Origin of the sequence: Deinococcus aerolatus, assembly GCF_014647055.1 — a bacterium.
Classification (GTDB): Bacteria; Deinococcota; Deinococci; order Deinococcales; family Deinococcaceae; genus Deinococcus; species Deinococcus aerolatus.
In genome coordinates, this window is the sequence record NZ_BMOL01000008.1 from 92,095 (window position 1) to 110,288 (window position 18,194).

The following is an 18,194-nucleotide window of genomic DNA, read 5'->3' on the forward strand; positions in this document are numbered from 1 at the left end:
CTTTGGGGGTGGGGTTGGCCTAGCGGCCGCGCAGCAGCTTGCTGCCGATCATGCCGGCCAGACCCACGAGGCCGGCCTTGACCAGCGGGCTGCTGAGCATGCCGCCCTCGCTGAAGGCCGATTCCAGCGGGCTCTTGCCGTCCTCCTGCCGGGGGGCCTGCGCGGTGCGGGCGTAGGCGTCGGCCAGATCGCCTGGATCGTCGTGGTTGACGCGCTGCACTGGGTTGGCCGGACTCTTCACGATGGCGTCGCCCATCTGTTGACGCTGCTCGGGCGACATGCCGCCGATGTAGTCCTTCAGGATTTCCTGGCGTTCCTCGGGCGAGGCATTGGCCATGTAGTCCTGAATGTAGGCGGCGGCCTCCTGCGGGCTGACCACGCCGTCACCGTCAGTGTCACGGGGATCGATTTTTGCCATCTGCTCGTGCCGATCTCTCTGGTTAAAAAACATGGTGGGCCTCCCGAAGTGGAGTTAGATTTTGTAACGCTTCCCACGCTAGGCGTGCCGGATTGGGTTGGCGTGAGGGGGGCGTTCAGGTTCACTTATCTCCTGTGCCATCAATCGGCAACGAACAGGACATTTCTGGGTGGGGAACGGCGATACAGTGCGGCCCATATGCGCTCTCTGGTCCTGATCGGTCACGGCTCCCACCTGAACGGCGAATCGGCCTCGGCGGTGTACCGCTACGCGGAGATGATTCGCGCGCGCGGTCTGTACGACGAGGTCATCGAGGGGTACTGGAAGGAGGAGCCCTCGCTGCGGCAGGTGCTGAAAACCACTGCCAGCACGGATGTCACCGTGATTCCCATGTTCATCTCGGAGGGGTATTTTACCGAGACGGTGATTCCGCGTGAGATGGGTCTGGGCCACCAGGGACCGGTGCCGCCCGAGGGCGTGGCGCGGGTGCTGGGCGGGCGTACCGTGCGCTACACCCTGCCCTACGGCGTGCATCCCAGCATGAGCGACGTGATCCTGGCCCGCGCCCACGAGGCCCTGCCCGACGCCAGCCCCGAAGACATCGCGCTGATCGTGCTGGGCCACGGCACCACCCGCAACGAGAACAGCAACAAGATCGTGTACCAGAACGCGGGGGTGCTGCGCCAGTCGGGAAAATTTGCCGAGGTTCACGCCCTGTTTCTGGACGAGGACCCCAAGGTCGGCACGTGGCCCGACGTGGTCAAGTCGCCCCGGGTGGTGGTGGTGCCGTTCTTTGCCTCCGAGGGCTGGCACACGCTGGAAACCATTCCCGAGGACATGGGGCTGGAAGGCGCCGTGACGGTTTTTGCGGACAACCCGCACGGCACCCAGACGGTGTACTACGCCAAACCGGTGGGCACCCACAGCGCGGTGGCCGACGTGATCCTGCATCTGGCCGAGGAAGCGGCAGGCGCGTCGGGCAGTGACGGCGATACCGAACGCGCCCACGACGCTGCCTGGGCCACCTTCATGGACCGTGCCCGTGGGGGCCTGCGCTTTGGCGAGGTGATGGTGCAGCCGGAAAGTGGCATGTTCGAGCTGCGGCACGCGCTGGATGAGGGGCGACCCGGTCACGAACTCCAGACGCTGGTGACCCCCGAGGGCGTGCGCGACCAGACCCGCCGCGACGAGGGCGGCCACCACCGCCCGGTCCACACCCTGAGAAATATGCCGCGCGGCTGGCGGGCCGTGCTCGGCGAGCCGGACCTGATCCGCGCCGTGCAGTACCTGTACCCCGCCGTGATTGAGGAGACCTACGCCCACACGTGCCACACCCTGCGCCCCACGCCGTGGGTCACCACGGCCCGCCGTCAGACCGGCATCTACGCCCGTGTGCAGAAGGCCACCCCCGCGCAGGTGGAGGAGGTGGCGGCGGACGTGTGCGGCGGCTGCCTGCGGACCCGTCTGTGGGCCGGGGACAAGTTGCCCCAGACCTTCTTCGGCGGCGTTCCCGGTGCCATCCCCTGCGCCGAGGCCTGCACCTTCCTGGTGGCCGAGGTCCGCGAGGAAGTGGCGGGCAAGCGCGGCGGTGGCGGCGGACACAGCCACTGAGTGGCCCCCGGCCCACCCGCCTCCCGGCCAACGTCCGATTCCCCTGAACATCCCCGGTGTGGTGCGCTGCCGGGGGTGTTACCCTGAACTCCGGCCTCCAGGCTCTGGCGGCACATCACCTCTACCCGCGTCCTGTGAGACGCCCCGGCTGCCACAGCCGTTCAGTCCGTCCTGTGAGGCGGAGATGGAGCAAAGACATGTCAAGTGCCGCGACTTCCGAGCGTCGCCCCGATACTGTGCGGGGGACGCCAGTTCTACGTTTCTTCTTCCAGGAGCGCCGATGACCACAGGTGAGCTGAAGTACGAGGGTAAGGCCAAGCGCGTGTACGCCTCTTCCAACCCCGCCGAGTACATCGTGCAGTACAAGGACGAGGCCACCGCCTTCAACGCCCAGAAACGTGGGGAGTGGGCGGGCAAGGGGGCCACCAACAACGCCATCACGGCCCACCTGTACCCCCTGCTGGAGGCGGCGGGCATCCCCACCCATTTCGTGGAGCAACTTTCCGACACCGAACAGCGCGTGCGGGCCGTGACCATCATTCCGGTGGAAGTGATTGTGCGCAACGTCGCGGCGGGCAGTTTTGCCAAGAAGCTGGGGCTGGAGGAAGGCACGGCCCTGGCGCGGCCCGTGGTCGAGTACTGCTACAAATCCGACGCTCTGGGCGACCCACTGATCAACACCGACACGGCCATCGCCCTGAACTGGGCCACCGAACCTGAGCTGACGCGTGTGCGCGAGCTGGCGCTGCGGGTGCGTGACTTCTTGACTCCGTTTTTTCTGGAACGCGGCGTGCGCCTGATCGACTTCAAGCTGGAATTCGGCAGGCTGCCGGACGGTACGGTGATTCTGGCCGACGAGATCAGCCCCGACACCTGCCGCTTCTGGGATGCCCAGAGCGGCGAGAAGATGGACAAGGACCGTTTCCGGCGCGATCTGGGCGGCGTTGAGGACGCGTATGCGGAAATGCTGCGGCGCGTGACGGCGCCCGCCGAAGGCTAGAACGCCGCCCGCCCGGTCTGCCCCACCCCCCCACCGCCGCCCCCGGAGGAACCCCATGTCCCATTACCATGCCCGCGTTTACGTCACCCTCAAGCCCAGCATTCTTGATCCGCAGGGGCGCACCGTGGAACGCGCCCTGTCGCATCTGGAACACGCCAATGTCAGCGGCGTGCGCGTGGGCAAACTGATCGAGCTGCGCCTGAGCGGTGAGCGTGCCGAGGTCGAAGCCCAGCTGCGCGACATCACCCAGAACGTCCTGAGCAACCCCGTGATGGAAGACGCCCGCTGGGAAGTGGAAGAAGTGGCGCTGGAGCCAGCGTGAGCCTGCCGCAGACGGTGAACCTGCCCGAAAAGTTCGGCCAGTTCACGGAGCGCTGGCAGCCCAAAATCGTCGCTGAACTCAACGGCCAGCACGTCAAGATCGCCCGCATCGCTGGAGAGTTCGAGTGGCACGCGCACGAGCAGGAGGACGAGCTGTTCATGGTGGTGCGCGGAGTGCTGCGCCTGAAGTTCCGGGACAGCGAGGCGGTGGTCAACGAGGGCGAGCTGATCGTGGTGCCGCGTGGCGTGGAACACCTGCCTGTCGCCGAGACCGAGGAAACGTGGATCATGATGTTCGAGCCTGCCTCCACCGTGAACACCGGAACGGCAGGTGGCGAACGCACCGTGACGGAGTTGCAAAGACTATGAAAACGGCAGTCATTCAATTCCCCGGCTCCAACTGCGACGCCGACGCCCTGCACGCCGCCCGCCTGACCCTGGACCCGGACGCGCAGTTCGTGTGGCACACTGAGGCGGGGCTGCCGGACGGCACCGAACTGGTCTTCGTGCCCGGCGGCTTTTCCTACGGCGATCACCTGCGCAGCGGCGCGATTGCCGCCCGCAGCCCGATCATGGCGGCGGTGAAAGCGCACGCCGAACGCGGCGGCTTTGTGCTGGGCGTGTGCAACGGCTTTCAGGTGCTGACCGAGGCGGGCCTGCTGCCCGGTGCGCTGGGCCGCAACCGTGACCTGCACTTTTCCTGCCAGCCGGTGCATCTGCGCGTTAACAACGCGACGGCGTTTACCTCGGCCTACCGCCAGGGCCAGACCATCGAAATCCCCATCGCGCACGGCGAGGGCAACTACTACGCGGATGCCGAGACCGTGGCACGGCTGGAGGGCGAGGGCCGCGTGGTGTTCCGTTACCTCGACAACCCCAACGGCAGCCTCAACGACATCGCTGGCATCGTGAACGAACGCGGCAACGTGCTGGGCATGATGCCCCACCCCGAACGGGCTGTAGAGGCCCTGCTGGGCGGCGAGGACGGGCGCGGCGTCTTTCAGAGCCTGCAAGGAGCACTGGTCAAATGATGGGTCTTCAGGAATTTCTGGCCGACAACTACCGCACCGAACTGACTGCCTTTCGCGCGGTGCTGAACGGCATCCCGGACGAAGCGTTCGGCATTGATCGCCTGGGCCACAGTCCCGCGTGGCACGCGCTGCACATCGCCGACTGGCTGCGCCTGACCGTGCTGGGTGACCGGACGGCCAACTACCACTACCTGGGCTGGGAGGACAAGGACTGGGCGCAGGCCATGAGAACGGACGCCGCCCCCGTGCAGCAGGACGCCTCTAAAGCGGACATCCTGGCGCGGCTGGATACGGTGGGCGAGCAGGCGGTGGCTTACCTGCAAAACGCCAGCGACGCCGATATGGAGGGCATGACCTTTTCCCCCAGCGCACCGACCGGCGAACGTCCGCGTCTGGCTGCCGTGGGGCTGCACCTGCGGCACATTGCCTACCACCGGGGCCAAGTGGTGATAGGGCAGAAGGACTGAAGTGCCGTTCTGCTGCCCGACGCTGTTCTCTCGCCCCGCGCTCCCGCTGTAAGGACTCTCCATGACCCAATCCACCTCCCAACCTCAGCCCCTCCGTTCCCAGGCGGCCACCTTTGGCCTGTCCGAAGGCGAATACGATCTTCTGGTGTCCAGCATCGGGCGTGAGCCGAATGCCCTGGAGGCCGCCATCGTCGGCGCGATGTGGTCCGAACACTGCGGCTACAAAAACTCGCGCCCGCTGTTTTCCGCCTTTCCCACCACCGGGCCGCAGGTGCTGCAAGGCCCCGGCGAGAACGCGGGTGTGGTGGACATCGGCGAGGGCTGGGGCGTGGCCTTCAAGATGGAATCGCACAACCACCCGTCGGCCGTGGAACCCGTGCAGGGCGCGGCGACGGGCGTGGGCGGCATCCTGCGCGACATCTTTGCAATGGGGGCGCGGCCTTTCGCCGTGCTGGACAGCCTGCGCTTCGGCAACCCCGACAGCCCCCGCACCCGCTTTCTGGTAAACGGCGTGGTGGAGGGCATCGCCCATTACGGCAACGCGATTGGTGTGCCCACCGTGGGCGGCGAGGTCACCTTTCACCCCAGCTATCAGGAAAACCCACTGGTTAACGTGATGGCGCTGGGCCTGCTGAGGCACGAGGATCTGGCGACGGGCACGATGGGCGAGGTGGGCAACCAGATCATCTACGTCGGTTCCAAGACCGGGCGCGACGGGCTGGGCGGTGCGGTGTTTGCCTCGGCGGACCTGTCGGAGGCCAGCCAGGCCGACCGCCCCGCCGTTCAGGTGGGCGATCCTTTCATGGAAAAGCTGCTGCTGGAAGCCACCCTGGAAGCCATCGAGTCCGGCGTGGTGGCGGGCGTGCAGGACATGGGCGCGGCGGGTCTGGTGTCCAGCACCTGCGAGATGGCCTACCGCGCCGGGCTGGGCATCACCATGGATCTGGATAGGGTCCCAACCCGCGAGTCCGGCATGGTGCCGATGGAGCTGTGCCTGTCCGAATCGCAGGAGCGAATGATTCTGGTGCCGGTGCCGGGCCGCGAGCAGGAACTGTATAGCCTGCTGGACAAGTGGGAACTGGACGTGGTGAACATCGGGCAGGTGGAATCGCACAACAATTACCGCCTGACCTGGAAGGGCGAGGTGGTGTGTGACCTGCCCGTCGCCCTGCTGAACGAGGCCCCCAAATACACCCGCGAGGGCGTGGAATCCCCGGAGATCAGGGCGGCCCGCGAACGCGATCTGAGCGGTGTGCCCCAGCCCGGCGACGCTGGCGCAGTGCTACTGGAACTGCTGTCTCACCCCACCATCGCCAGCAAGCGCCCGATCTTCCAGCGCTTTGACCATCAGGTGATGACCAATACGGTGGTGGTGCCCGGTGCCGCCGACGCCGCGGTGATGCGCGTCAAGGGCAGCCGTCTGGGCGTGGCCGCAACCTCGGACTGCAACCCGCGTTTCGTGCAGCTCGATCCGTACACCGGGGCCGCCGCCGCCGTCGCCGAGGCTGCACGCAACCTGGCCTGCGTGGGGGCCACGCCGCTGGCCATCACCGATAACCTCAACTTCGGCAACCCGCACCGCCCCGAGGTCTATTACCAGATGCAACAGTCGGTGCAGGGCATCGCGGACGCCTGCCGGGCGCTGAACACGCCGGTCACGGGCGGCAACGTCAGCCTGTACAACCAGTACACCCAGGGCGACGAGCGCGTGGCGATTCATCCCACCCCGACGATCGGTATGGTGGGCGTGCTGCCTGACATTTCCAAGCGGGCCACCCTGGGCCTCAAGGCGGCGGGGCAGACGCTGTATCTGCTGGGCGAACACGCGGACAGCATCGGGGCCTCGCAGTACCTGGAAACGGTGCATGGGCTGGAAGCCGGGCGGGTACCCCCGCTGGACCTGGGGCTGGAGCAGCGGGTCATTGACGGCACGCTGGCCCTGATTCGCGCGGGCCTGACCGACACCGCCCACGACGCAGCCGAGGGTGGGCTGGCCGTGGCCCTGGCCGAGATGGCGATGGCCGGGAGCATTGGGCTCAGCGTGACGCTGGACGCCCCCGCCGAGGTCCGCACCGACGCCCTGCTGTTCGGCGAGGCCCACAGCCGCGTCGTGGTGGCCGTGCAGGACGCAGACGCCACCGAAAAGACACTGCGTGAACTGGGCGTGCCGTTCGTGCGCCTGGGCCAGAGCGGAGGCGATACGGTCACGGTCACGGCCCCGACACGCGGCCTACACTTGAGTGTGAACCTCGCGGCGCTGACCCTGGCCTATGAATCTCCGCTCGTGGGGATTCTGGGATGACCCTCCCTGAGCCCCCGTCCTCCTTCCCGCTCGCGGCCCTGTCCGAGAACGACTTCGGCACCGACAAGCCGCGCGAGGAATGCGGCGTCTTCGGCCTGTACTCTCCGGTGCCCAACGATCTGGCGTGGCTGACCTACCTGGGCATGTTCGCGTTGCAGCACCGGGGCCAGGAAGCGGCGGGCATGTGCGTGTCGGACGGCGAGAAATTCCACGTCGAGAAGGACCTGGGACTGGTCACGCAGGTCTTCGACGAGCGCCGTCTGGACAGCGTGCGGCTGCCCAACGCCCGCGTCAGCATCGGGCACGTGCGCTACAGCACCACCGGCTCAAATCTGCGCTTCAACGCCCAGCCGCTGACCACCCGCACCAACAAGGGCATCCTGGGCATGGCGCACAACGGCAACTTCGTGAACGCGCTGGAGGTGCGCGCCGAGATGCTGGGCGAGGGCGCGCTGTTCCAGACCACCAACGACTCCGAGGTGATGCTGAACCTGATTGCCCGCGAGAGCCACATGGATCTGGTGGAGGCCACCGCCGCCGCCATGCGCCGCCTGAAGGGCGGGTACGCCTGCGTCCTGATGAACCGCCACGCCCTGATCGGCTTCCGTGATCCGCACGGCGTCCGTCCCCTGGTGATCGGGCAGCGCGACGACGGCGCGTACGCAATGGCCAGCGAACCCTGTGCGTTGTACGCGGTGGGGGCGCGGCTGCTGCGCGACGTGCAGCCCGGCGAACTGGTCTGGGTGGACAGAGACGGCCTGCACAGCCTGATGGTGGAGCCGCGTGCGCCCACACCCTGCGCCTTCGAGTGGATCTACTTTGCCCGCAGCGACAGCCAGCTGGACGGCATTGACACGCACGCCAGCCGCATCCGCATGGGCGAGCAGCTGGCCCGCGAATTCCCGGTGGACGCGGATATCGTCGTGCCGGTGCCCGACAGCGGCATCGGCGCGGCCATCGGCTACGCGCGCCAGAGCGGGATACCCTTTGACTACGGTCTGTACAAGAACCCCTACGCGGGCCGCACCTTCATCGCCCCCACGCAGGAGGCCCGCGAGCTGAAGGTCAAGATGAAACTCTCGCCCACCAGCGCCGTGCGGGGCAAGCGCGTGATTCTGGTGGACGACAGCATCGTGCGCGGCACCACCTCGCGCCAGATTGTCAACCTGCTGCGCGACGCGGGCGCCACCGAGGTGCATTTCCGGGTGTGCAGCCCGCCCATCACGCACCCGTGCTTCTACGGCATCGACACCGCCGCTCGCAAGGAACTGGTCGCCAGCACGCACACCCAGGAGGAAATCCGGCAGCTGATCGGCGCGGACACCCTGGCCTTCATCAGCGAGCGGGGTCTGCGTGAGGCGGTGGGCGGGCCGGGGCTGTGCCTGGCGTGCTTCAACGGCGACTACCCGGCGGGAACCCCACTGCTGAACGACGTGGACAAGCTGGCGCTGGAGGGCTGAGGCCACCCGCAGCAGCTGCACGTTTGGACGTTGACGGCCCCCCGAGCGGGGCCTTTGACATTCCGCCCACCCGATATGGCAAGCTGTGCCTCACATGGAACTGCGTCACCTGCGCCATTTTGTCGCGCTGGCCGAGGAGGAACACTTCGGGCGGGCTGCCGAGCGCGTGTTCGTGGTGCAGCAGGCCCTGAGCAACAGCGTCCGCAACCTGGAAGAGGAGGTGGGCGTGCCGCTGGTGCTGCGGACCACCCGCCGCGTGCAGCTGACCCCCGCCGGGCAGGAGTTCCTGGTGGGCGCCCGCGAGACGCTGGCGCTGGCCGGCCAGACCGTGGACCGCGCCCGCCGCGCCGCGCGGGGCGAGGTGGGCCGCCTGACCGTGGGCTTCGTGAGCGGGCTGGCCTTCGGCGGCCTGCCGGAAATCGTGCGGCGGTTCCGTGAGTTGTACCCCAATGTCAGCGTCGATCTGCGCGAGCTGACCGCCCACGAGCAGGAGGCCGGGCTGCGCGGCGGCGTGCTGGACGTGGGCCTGATGCTGCTGCCGGTGCGCGCCGCCAGCCTGGATTCCCGGGCGCTGTGGCGCCAGCCGCTGGTGGCGGCCCTGCCCGCCGGACACCCGCTGGCCCGCAAGCGGAAGCTCAAGATCTCCGACCTGGCCCCCGAACCCTTCGTGTTCTTTCCGCGCCAGTTGCGCGCCACCTATTTCGATCAGGTGATGCGCTGGTGCGCCGGGGCCGACTTCACCCCCAACGTCGTGCAGGAGGCCATCGAGGTTCCCACGCTGCTGTCGCTGGTGGCGGCGGGCGTGGGCGTGTTTCTGCCCATCGAATTCTTCAACCGCCTGTCGCTGCCCGGCGTGGTCTACCGCCCCATGGAGGACGCCCCGCTGGTCGACATTGTGGCCGTATGGCGGCGCGACGAGGGTGGAAATCCGGTGGTCCGCGCCTTTCTGGGCGTGGCCGAGGAGATGCTGGCGGCAGATAAGGGCCAGCCAGCCGAATAGCTCCATTTCAAGTGATGCAGCGCGCCCTGATCGTCAGTCGTCCGGGACCACGCCGACAGCCCCGTGGCCGGGAGACGAACACACATCTGCCCGTCTCTCAAATCCGCCATCTGGCCTACCATTCTCTTATGTCAGGGGCGTAAACTGTGGGAAACGCTTCGGCGCCTGCCGCTCTGCCCGTGTCCCTTTTTCTGGAGGTTTCCCCGATGCTCAAGATCAAATCCGAGTTCACGCCGTCCGGCGATCAGCCCACCGCCATCCGCTCTCTGGTGGACGGGCTGGAATCAGGACTGCGGTACCAGACGCTGCTGGGGGCAACGGGCACAGGAAAAACCTACAGCGTCGCCAAGGTGATTGAGGAAACGAGCCGTCCCGCGTTAATCATGGCCCCCAACAAGATTCTCACGGCCCAGCTCGCCTCCGAGTTCCGCGAGTTCTTCCCTGACGCTGCCGTTGAATTCTTTATCAGCTACTACGATTACTACCAGCCCGAGGCCTACGTGCCGGGCAAGGACCTGTTTATCGAGAAGGACGCGGCGATCAACCAGGAAATTGAACGCCTGCGCCATTCCACCACCCGCAGCCTGCTGACGCGGCGCGACACCATCGTGGTGGCCTCGGTGAGCTGCATCTACGGCCTGGGCGATCCCAAGGAGTACACGGCGCTGAACCTGATTCTCAAGAAGGGGGACGCGGTGGGCCGCGACGAGATTCTGGGCCGCTTGATCGGCATGCAGTACGAGCGCAACGACATCGAGATGATGCCGGGCCGCTTCCGGGTCAAGGGCGAGATGATCGAGGTCTGGCCCGCCTACGACGAGCAGCCGCTGCGCATCGAGCTGTGGGGCGACGATGTGGAGCGCATTGCCGTGGTGCATCCGCTGACCGGGGACCGGCTGGCCGAGCTGGACGCCACGGTGGTCTACCCGGCCAAGCATTACGTGTCCAGCGCGGGCAACATCGAGCGGGCCATCGTGACCATTCAGGAGGAGCTGGAGCAGCGCCTGGAGTACTTCAAGTCCACCGGCAAGCTGCTTGAAGCCCAGCGCATCAAGGAGCGCACCCTCTACGACCTGGAGATGCTCAAGGTGCTGGGCTACTGCTCGGGCATCGAGAACTACTCGCGTCACATCGACGGCCGCGCCCCCGGCATGACGCCGTACACCATGCTGGACTACTTTCCGGACGATTTCATCACCTTTATCGACGAGTCGCACGTCACCGTGCCGCAGATCGGCGGGATGGCGAACGGGGACCGTGCCCGCAAGCAGACGCTAGTGGACTACGGGTTCCGCCTGCCCAGCGCGATGGACAACCGCCCGCTGAACTTCGAGGAATTCATGGCCAAGACCGGGCAGACCATCTACGTGTCGGCCACGCCCGGCCCCTTCGAGCGGGAGGTCAGCGACAGCATTGCCGATCAGATTATCCGTCCCACCGGACTGGTGGACCCGCCTGTGTCGGTGCAGCCCATCACCGGCCAGATCGAGGACCTGCTGGGCCGGGTGCGGCAGCGCGCCGCCATCGGTGAGCGCACCCTGGTCACCACCCTGACCAAGCGCATGTCCGAGGACCTGACCGAGTACCTGCTGGAAAAGGGCGTCAAGGCACGCTACATGCACAGCGACATCGACAGCGTGGAGCGGCAGGTCATCATCCGGGATCTGCGGCTGGGCCATTACGACGTGCTGGTGGGCATCAATTTGCTGCGCGAGGGGCTGGACCTGCCGGAAGTCTCTCTGGTTGCCATTCTGGACGCCGACAAGCCCGGCTTCCTGAGAAGTGAGCGCGCCCTGATCCAGACCATTGGCCGCGCCGCCCGCAACCTGAACGGCGAGGTGATTCTGTACGGCGACTCGATCACGCCGGCCATGCGCAGTGCCATCGACGAGACCGCCCGCCGCCGCGAGAAGCAGACCGCCTACAACCTGGAACACGGCATCACGCCCACCACCATCATCAAGGGCGTGCGCAACGTCATTCGCGGCGAGGAACAGCCTGAGGAGATCGGCAGCGCTGGCCTGGGGGAGGACCGCGACGCGCTGACCGCCCAGCTGACTGATCTGGAACTGGACATGTGGCAGGCCTCGGAAGATCTGGACTTCGAGCGGGCCGCGTCCTTGCGCGATCAGATCCGGGCCATCGAGGCCAAGTTGCAGGGCAAGGAGTTCAAGCAGGCGACGGTGCCGGGGCAGAAGGTGCGGGCGCGCGGACGACGGTAGGGTTGCCCTACCGCTTTCCTGGGTTACCCGGCCCGCCCCCGCGTAACTGCTCCCCACATCCCCGGCGCCGCACTCGCCAGCAGCACGCCGCCCACGCAGCCCAGCAGGCCGGTCAAGGCCAGGGGGGTGAGGCGTTCGCCGTACAGAACGTAGGCCTGGAGCACCACCAGCGGCGGCACCAGATAGAACAGGCTGCTCACGCGGGCGGCGGGCATCCGGCGAATCAGCGTGAGCAGCAGTAGCACCGCGCCCACCGACAGCGCCAGCGTCAGCCACACTAGCGACACGATGAACTCCGTGTTCCAGTGGATGTAGGCCCCGCCGTGCAGGGCGGTCAGCACCAGCATGGCCGCCGCGCTGGCCGCGTACTGCCCTGCCGTGCCGCCCAGCAGCGGAATATCCGCCCCCGAACGCCGCTGGTACAGCGTGCCCAGCGTCGTGGCCAGCAGCGCGAACACGGCGGCCAGCAGCGCGGGAGCCGCGTAGGCGCCGCTGCCAGCCTCGCGGCCCAGCACCACCAGCACCACGCCCACGAAGCCCAGGCCCAGGCCCGCCCACTGCCGCGTGCTGACCGCCTCTCCCAGCAGCGGCCCCGACAGCAGCCCCGTCAGCAGGGGTTGCAGACCCACGATCACCGACATCACCCCGGCAGGCAGGTCCTGCGCGATGCCGTAGGCAACGGCCCCCAGGTAGCCGGCGTGCAGCAGCAGCCCGCTCACCGCCGCCTGGGTCCACTGCGCCCGGCCACGCGGCCACGGCGCCCGCAGCGCCAGCGTCAGCCCGGCCATCAGCAGCGCCGCCAGCACAAAGCGCACGCTCAGAAAGGCAAAGGGGTCAGCGTTCAGGGCCGCGCCCTTGATGCCTACAAACCCCGTGCTCCACAGCAGGACGAACAGCAGCGGGGCCAGCGTGGTGGCCGCCGGGCCGGACGGGCGGGAGAGAGACACACCAGAGCCTAGAGCATCTGTCTGAAGGCCAGGGCCGGCAACACCCCCCGGAGGCCGTCCGGCCCGTCTGTGCTGGGGACCACCTGCACCCGACAAGGAAAAAGGCAGGACCGGATCGCTCCCGGCCCTACCTGTCCATCCTGCTTAACCCTCACGGGCCTCAGCCCGGCTGCGAGGCCTCCTCGGCCAGCTGTTCCTGCTCCTGGATCACTGCGCGGTCGATCTTCTCGCCCAGCGCGGCGGCGATCACGGCGGCCTGCTCGCGGGCATGGACGCTGGCGTACCCGGCGGCAGTGCTGGCGCTGCGCGGGCGGCTGGCGTGGCTCAGCACCTGACCGGGGGCCAGCACACTTTCCAGGTCTTCCCAGACCATCAGCCACGCGCCCTGGTTCTCGGGTTCCTCCTGCGCCCAGACGACCTGCGCGCCGGGGTGGCGGGCCAGTTCGGTGCGCAGGGCGTCGGCAGGGAAGGGGTACAGCTGCTCCAAGCGGATCAGCGCGGTGCCGGCATAGGCGTCCTGATCGGCGTCCCGCGCCTCCACCAGTTCCCAGTGCAGCTTGCCGCTGCTGATGACCACGCGGCGGCCCGCCGTCACGTCGTAATCCCCGATCACCTCGGAGAAACGGCCCTCGGTGAAATCGGACAGCGGGTTCATGGCCTGCTTGTTGCGCAGCAGGCTCTTGGGGGTCATCACGATCAGCGGCTTGCGGTACGGGCGCAGCACCTGACGGCGCAGCAGGTGGAACATCTGGGCGGCGCTACTGGGCACCACCACCTGCATGTTCTTCTGGGCGCACAGCTGCAGGTAGCGCTCCAGGCGCGCGCTGGAGTGCTCCGGCCCCGCGCCCTCGTAGCCGTGGGGCAGCAGCAGGGTCAGGCCGCTCAGGCGCAGCCACTTGCTCTCGGCGGCGCTGAGGAACTGGTCAATAACCGCCTGCGCCCCGTTGGCAAAGTCGCCGAACTGTCCTTCCCAGGCCACCAGTCCCTTGGGTTCAGAGGTGGAATAGCCGTACTCGAAAGCCATCACCGCTTCCTCAGACAGGGTGCTGTCAATCACCTCGACGCGGCCCTGGTCAGGGGAGAGGTGGGCCAGCGCCATGTACTCCTCGTTCAGGGGGTCCTCGGCATTCTGGTTGTGCAGCACGGCGTGGCGGTGCACAAACGTGCCGCGCCCGCTGTCCTGGCCCACCAGCCGCACGCCGTAGCCCTCGTCGAGCAGGGTGGCGTAGGCCAGCATCTCGCCCATGCCCCAGTCCAGCGGCTGCTCGCCGCGGGCCATGGCCGCCCGCGCCTTGAGCACGCGCTCGATGCCCCGGTGCGGCTGGAAGTTCTCCGGCACGCTGGCGAGTTGCAGGCCCAGGGCTTCGAGCTTCTCGCGCGGCACCGCCGTGGAGACCTCGTCCTCCCAGCGGGTGCCGGTGTACTCGGACCAGTCCACGGCCAGCTCGCTCTGGGCCAGATTTTCCATCTCGGTCACCACCGGCTGCCCGGCGTCGAGCTTGTCGCGGAAGCTCTCGGTCAGGGCGTCGCCCTCGCCGGCTTCCAGCACGCCCTCTGCTTCCAGTCTGGCGGCGTAGAGGGCGCGAACGCCAGGGTGCTTGTCGATCTCGCGGTACATGATCGGCTGGGTCATGCGCGGCTCGTCGCCCTCATTGTGGCCGTTGCGGCGGAACGAGATCAGGTCGATAAAGACGTCCTTGCCGAATTCCTGGCGGTAGGCCAGCGCGAGGTCGCCACAGAACACCACGGCGTCGGGATCATCACCGTTGACGTGCAGTACGGGGGCGTTGGCCACCTTGGCGATGTCGGTGCAGTAGCGGCTGCTCCGGGTGTCGCGCGGGTCGCTGATGGTGAAGCCCACCTGGTTGTTGATCACGATGCGCACCGCGCCGCCTGTAGCAAAGCCGCGCAGGCGCGACAGGTTTAGCGTCTCCATGACCACGCCCTGCCCGCTGACCGCCGCGTCGCCGTGGATAGTGATGGGCAGGACCGTCTTGCGGTCAGTGTCACCGCGCCGGTCCTGGCGGGCACGCACGCTGCCGTGCACCACGGGCGAGACGATTTCCAGGTGCGAGGGGTTAAAGGCCAGCGCCAGGTGCATCGGCCCGCCGGGGGTCCGCACGTCGCTGGAGTAGCCCATGTGGTACTTCACGTCGCCGGCCACGTCGGGGTTGTCGCTGAGCTTCTTCTTGCCGTCGAACTCGTCGAACAGCACGCTGGGCGGCTTGCCGAAGATGTTGACCAGCGTGTTCAGGCGGCCACGGTGGGCCATCCCGATCACCACTTCCTTGACCCCGTAGACGCCGGCCTGCTGAATCAGGCGGTCCATCAGCGGGATAAAGCTCTCGGAGCCTTCCAGGCCGAAACGCTTGACGCCGGGGTACTTGTTCTTGAGGTACAGCTCCAGCCCTTCGGCGGCGTTCAGCTTGAGCATGATGCGCCGGCGCTCCTCCTTGCTGAAGGCGTAGCGGCCCCGGCCCTGGCCCTGCTCGATGCGCTCCTGGAACCAGCGGCGCTCGGCGGCGGGCAGGTAGTTGTACTCGAAGCCGATGGAGCCGGTGTAGGTCTCCTGAAGCTGCTTGATGACGTCGCGCAGCGGGCCGCTGAAGGCCCCCTCGTCGACGGTCTCGTTCAGGTCTGCCTCGGACAGGCCGTAGAACTCGGGGGTCAGTTCAGGCACCACCGGCTGGCCGCGCATCTTCAGCGGGTTGTTGTGGGCGCTGATGTGGCCGTACACGCGGTAGGCCGTGACCAGCGCGCTGCCGGCCTGCTGCGCCCCGCTGTTGCCGCCGGAGGCCGGAGCGGGCGCACCCCCCCGGCGGCTCTGGCCAAGGTCATAGAAGGCCTGCTGGACGGGTGAATGCAGCGCCTCCTGGGTCCCGCCGCGTAACTCGTCAAAGAGGGTTCGCCATTCGGCGTCCACACTTCCAGGATCGGTCAGGTAGGCCTCGTACAGCCCCTCAATAAAGGCCGCGTTCCCGCCGGACATGATGGTCTGCCACTGCGTCATAACATGCCCAGCATACCCTTATGCCGCCGCCTAAAGGTGGCCTGAAGAGCCCCGGTCAGGGAAGGCTGGGCGGGGTTCCCCTCCGGGTGACAGGCCAGCCCGTAAGATGAAGCCATGAAAATCGTTTCTCGCATCGTGGTGGCGGTGGGCCTCGTGGTCTTCGTGGTGTCGCTGCTGCTGCTGGGTAAGGATGTCATCGACATCAACCAGCTGCACGCCGTTGCCAACGCCAACCGCTCTACCAGCTTTCCCAGCCCGCTGAACAACGTGCTGATCACCTACGCGCTGGCCGTGCTGGGTGGCCTGCTGCTGGGGCTGGGCATCACGCTGCCGCGCCGCCGGGCGCAGCGCTAAGGCCGGCGCCGGATTCACGCCTGAGCGTCCCGCCGCGCCGCCGATCAGCTCAGTTCCGCTTCAGAAACTCCAGCACCCGCCGCATCAGCAATGAGGTGGCGGCCTCGTCGTAACTGGACAGGCTGCGGTCTGTAAAGAGGTGCTGGTCACCACGGTAGAGGAACAGCTCGCCCAGCGGCGCGTCCTTGACCAGGGCCTGGGCCGCCCCGGCGTCTTCCTCGAAGAAGGGATCGTGGTCCATCGCGTGAACCTGGACCGGCACGGCGGACGGCCACGACGCGCCGAACTCCGAGACGGGCAGGCAGCCGTGAAACAGCAGCGCTCCCCTGGCCCCGGGCCGGGTCTGCGCGAGCTGCTGCGCCGGCGAAACCCCCAGGGAGAACCCGGCGTACACGAGCGCAGTGGAGAGGTTCCGGGCCGCGTCCACACCGCTCTGCGCGATGTTGCCGAAGCCGAGCTGCCTGGCATAGGCGATTCCATCGTCCAGGGTGTCGAAGGTCTTGCCGTGATAAAGATCGGGGGTGTGAACTGTGTGGCCCGCCTCCCGCAAGGCGTCCGCAAAGGCAACGACGCCGGAAGTCAGGCCCTGGGCGTGGTGAAACAGCAGCAGTTCGCTCATGCCCCAGAGCGTAATCCCGATACAGGACAGAGGCTGGCGTATTTCAGCTGTGGCCCTCAACGTGCAGGCTCAGGGGGTGAGGCAACCCGCTATCCCAGCGCGTCCACCAGTTCTGCCTTGCTCATCCTGCTGCGTCCCTTGATGTCCCTCTCCCTGGCGCGGTTGTACAGCTCGTCGCGGGTCAGGTCAGATAGGGCAGTGTTGGGATTGCCGGTGCCCTGGGTGCGTCTGTTGGGGCTGCGGCCTTCCTCGCGGCGCTGCTTGTTGACGGTGCGGCCCGCGATTTCCTCGGCACGGTCCTCGCTCTCGCCCCGCTTCAGCTCGCTGTCCCTGACGTGCTGGTACTGGCGCTCATCCTTTTTACTCCAGGCCTCTGGCATGGGCGGTCCTCCTGTGTCTGCACGGTAAGAGCCCCGCCCAGGCCACAGATGAGACCTGCCGTCACGCCCGCTTTATTCAGCGTTTGCCAGCGCCTGCACGCGCCCCACCTCGCCGGTGGTCAGGCGCACCTTGATGCCGTGCGGGTGTGTGGCCGAGGACGTCAGAAGTTGTGCCACCACGCCGCGCGTGAGCTGACCGCTCCGTTGGTGGTGCTTTTGCACGATGTCCACGGTCAGGCCAGGGCGAATGGCCGAGCGCGGCGGCACGCTCATGCCTGCACCCTCAACAACGGCCCCCTCACGCCTGTCCGTGCAGCCGCCCGATCAGCGCACGGGCCACGGTGGGCAGCGGGCCGGAGATGTCGGCGCGCATCAGCGGGTTCTGGGCCTGACCGGGGCGTTCTACGAAGGCCGTTCGCAGGCCCGCTGCCTTTGCGCCCGCAATATCCCAGCCGTGGGTGGCCAGCAGCCAGCTGTCGTGGGCGTGCGCCCCGGTGCGCGACAGCCCGTATTCGTAGGCGGCCCGCCCCGGCTTGAGCATCCGGCCCGGGTCCACCGAGACCGCGCCGTCCACCAGATCGGCGAAGCCTGCATTGGCCAGCTGAACGTCCAGCACAGCCTGCGTGTTGTTGGTCAGGCAGACCAGCCGCGCCCCGCCCGCCCGCAGAATCTCCAGGCCCTCGCGGGTGTCGGGGTGCGCCGGGAGCATCCGCACGCCTGCCGACAGCTCGTCCTGAAACTGCCCGCTGATCTCCAGCCCACGGGCCTCGCCCAGCGCCCGCAGCGCCGCGCCGCCCAGTTCCGAGAAATCGCGGTACTCGCCCAGCAGCGTGTGGGTCAGGGCCAGTTGCAGCAGATGGTTAAACCACTGCGTCCTGGCTCCCGGATCGCCGAACGCCGCCACGAACAGCCCGTCCAGCGCCGAGAGATCAAGCAGGGTCTCGTTCATGTCCAGAAAAACGGTGGGGGTCATGGTGGGGAGAATACGCTTCTCCTGCCTTTTACCCGAACCACCCGCCCCACAACACAGGCCTTTTTCGCAGCCACAACGT

18 protein-coding genes are annotated in these 18,194 nt (G+C 67.3%); 11 read left to right on the plus strand and 7 right to left on the minus strand.

What is annotated here, in order from left to right; all coding sequences use genetic code 11:
• Positions 1-19: 19 nt before the first annotated feature.
• Positions 20-451, minus strand: coding sequence for a hypothetical protein (locus tag IEY31_RS10055; RefSeq protein ID WP_188971519.1), 432 nt, complete (start codon positions 449-451; stop codon positions 20-22).
• A gap of 165 nt (positions 452-616) precedes the next feature.
• Here IEY31_RS10055 and IEY31_RS10060 point away from each other — a divergent pair, with 165 nt between their 5' ends.
• From IEY31_RS10060 to uvrB, 10 genes are all read left to right on the plus strand, one after another.
• Positions 617-2,029: a DR2241 family protein gene (locus IEY31_RS10060; protein WP_188971521.1), complete on the plus strand. Its 1,413-nt coding sequence runs from the start codon at positions 617-619 to the stop codon at positions 2,027-2,029.
• A gap of 280 nt (positions 2,030-2,309) precedes the next feature.
• Positions 2,310-3,029, plus strand: a complete 720-nt coding sequence (purC, locus tag IEY31_RS10065; protein ID WP_188971523.1) for a phosphoribosylaminoimidazolesuccinocarboxamide synthase — start codon at positions 2,310-2,312, stop codon at positions 3,027-3,029.
• A 55-nt stretch (positions 3,030-3,084) separates the two neighbouring features.
• Positions 3,085-3,351 carry a phosphoribosylformylglycinamidine synthase subunit PurS gene (gene purS / locus IEY31_RS10070; protein ID WP_188971525.1) on the plus strand — a complete coding sequence of 89 codons (267 nt, stop codon included), beginning with the start codon at positions 3,085-3,087 and terminating at the stop codon, positions 3,349-3,351.
• Positions 3,348-3,719 carry a cupin domain-containing protein gene (locus tag IEY31_RS10075; RefSeq protein WP_188971527.1) on the plus strand — a complete coding sequence of 124 codons (372 nt, stop codon included), beginning with the start codon at positions 3,348-3,350 and terminating at the stop codon, positions 3,717-3,719. The genes purS and IEY31_RS10075 overlap by 4 nt, the downstream gene beginning before the upstream one ends.
• Entirely contained in the window at positions 3,716-4,381 is a 666-nt protein-coding gene (gene purQ / locus IEY31_RS10080; protein ID WP_188971529.1) for a phosphoribosylformylglycinamidine synthase subunit PurQ, read from the plus strand. The genes IEY31_RS10075 and purQ overlap by 4 nt, the downstream gene beginning before the upstream one ends.
• A complete protein-coding gene (locus IEY31_RS10085; protein ID WP_188971531.1) occupies positions 4,378-4,848 on the plus strand; it encodes a DinB family protein in 471 nt (156 codons plus the stop codon). The genes purQ and IEY31_RS10085 overlap by 4 nt, the downstream gene beginning before the upstream one ends.
• Before the next feature lie 61 nt (positions 4,849-4,909).
• Complete coding sequence (gene purL, locus IEY31_RS10090) at positions 4,910-7,150, plus strand: phosphoribosylformylglycinamidine synthase subunit PurL (RefSeq protein ID WP_188971533.1); 2,241 nt, start codon at positions 4,910-4,912, stop codon at positions 7,148-7,150.
• The gene (gene purF, locus IEY31_RS10095) at positions 7,147-8,610 is read left to right on the plus strand and encodes an amidophosphoribosyltransferase (RefSeq protein WP_188971535.1); all 1,464 of its coding nucleotides are present in this window, start codon (positions 7,147-7,149) and stop codon (positions 8,608-8,610) included. Before purL ends, purF begins: the two co-directional genes overlap by 4 nt.
• 94 nt (positions 8,611-8,704) lie before the next feature.
• On the plus strand, positions 8,705-9,610 hold the full coding sequence (locus IEY31_RS10100; protein ID WP_188971537.1) for a LysR family transcriptional regulator: 906 nt from the start codon (positions 8,705-8,707) through the stop codon (positions 9,608-9,610).
• 206 nt (positions 9,611-9,816) lie between these two features.
• Positions 9,817-11,832: an excinuclease ABC subunit UvrB gene (gene uvrB / locus IEY31_RS10105; protein ID WP_188971539.1), complete on the plus strand. Its 2,016-nt coding sequence runs from the start codon at positions 9,817-9,819 to the stop codon at positions 11,830-11,832.
• Between the two features lie 23 nt (positions 11,833-11,855).
• Here the strand turns inward: uvrB and IEY31_RS10110 are convergent, their stop codons facing one another.
• Positions 11,856-12,779: a DMT family transporter gene (locus IEY31_RS10110; RefSeq protein WP_229723474.1), complete on the minus strand. Its 924-nt coding sequence runs from the start codon at positions 12,777-12,779 to the stop codon at positions 11,856-11,858.
• Positions 12,780-12,939: 160 nt separating this feature from the next.
• A complete protein-coding gene (locus IEY31_RS10115) occupies positions 12,940-15,789 on the minus strand; it encodes a 2-oxoglutarate dehydrogenase E1 component (protein WP_188971541.1) in 2,850 nt (949 codons plus the stop codon).
• A 114-nt stretch (positions 15,790-15,903) separates the two neighbouring features.
• On the opposite strand from IEY31_RS10115, the gene IEY31_RS10120 reads away from it, so the two are divergent.
• Positions 15,904-16,143 carry a hypothetical protein gene (locus tag IEY31_RS10120; protein WP_188971543.1) on the plus strand — a complete coding sequence of 80 codons (240 nt, stop codon included), beginning with the start codon at positions 15,904-15,906 and terminating at the stop codon, positions 16,141-16,143.
• 49 nt (positions 16,144-16,192) lie between these two features.
• On the opposite strand, the gene IEY31_RS10125 is transcribed toward IEY31_RS10120, so the two are convergent.
• The 4 genes from IEY31_RS10125 to IEY31_RS10140 all read right to left on the minus strand — a co-directional run bounded on the left by IEY31_RS10125 (position 16,193) and on the right by IEY31_RS10140 (position 18,115).
• Positions 16,193-16,762, minus strand: a complete 570-nt coding sequence (locus IEY31_RS10125) for a dienelactone hydrolase family protein (protein WP_188971545.1) — start codon at positions 16,760-16,762, stop codon at positions 16,193-16,195.
• A gap of 89 nt (positions 16,763-16,851) precedes the next feature.
• Positions 16,852-17,142: an addiction module toxin RelE gene (locus IEY31_RS10130; protein WP_188971547.1), complete on the minus strand. Its 291-nt coding sequence runs from the start codon at positions 17,140-17,142 to the stop codon at positions 16,852-16,854.
• A 72-nt stretch (positions 17,143-17,214) separates the two neighbouring features.
• Positions 17,215-17,409, minus strand: a complete 195-nt coding sequence (locus IEY31_RS10135; protein ID WP_456236829.1) for a YwbE family protein — start codon at positions 17,407-17,409, stop codon at positions 17,215-17,217.
• 31 nt (positions 17,410-17,440) lie between these two features.
• On the minus strand, positions 17,441-18,115 hold the full coding sequence (locus IEY31_RS10140; protein ID WP_188971551.1) for a haloacid dehalogenase type II: 675 nt from the start codon (positions 18,113-18,115) through the stop codon (positions 17,441-17,443).
• Positions 18,116-18,194 lie beyond the last annotated feature (79 nt).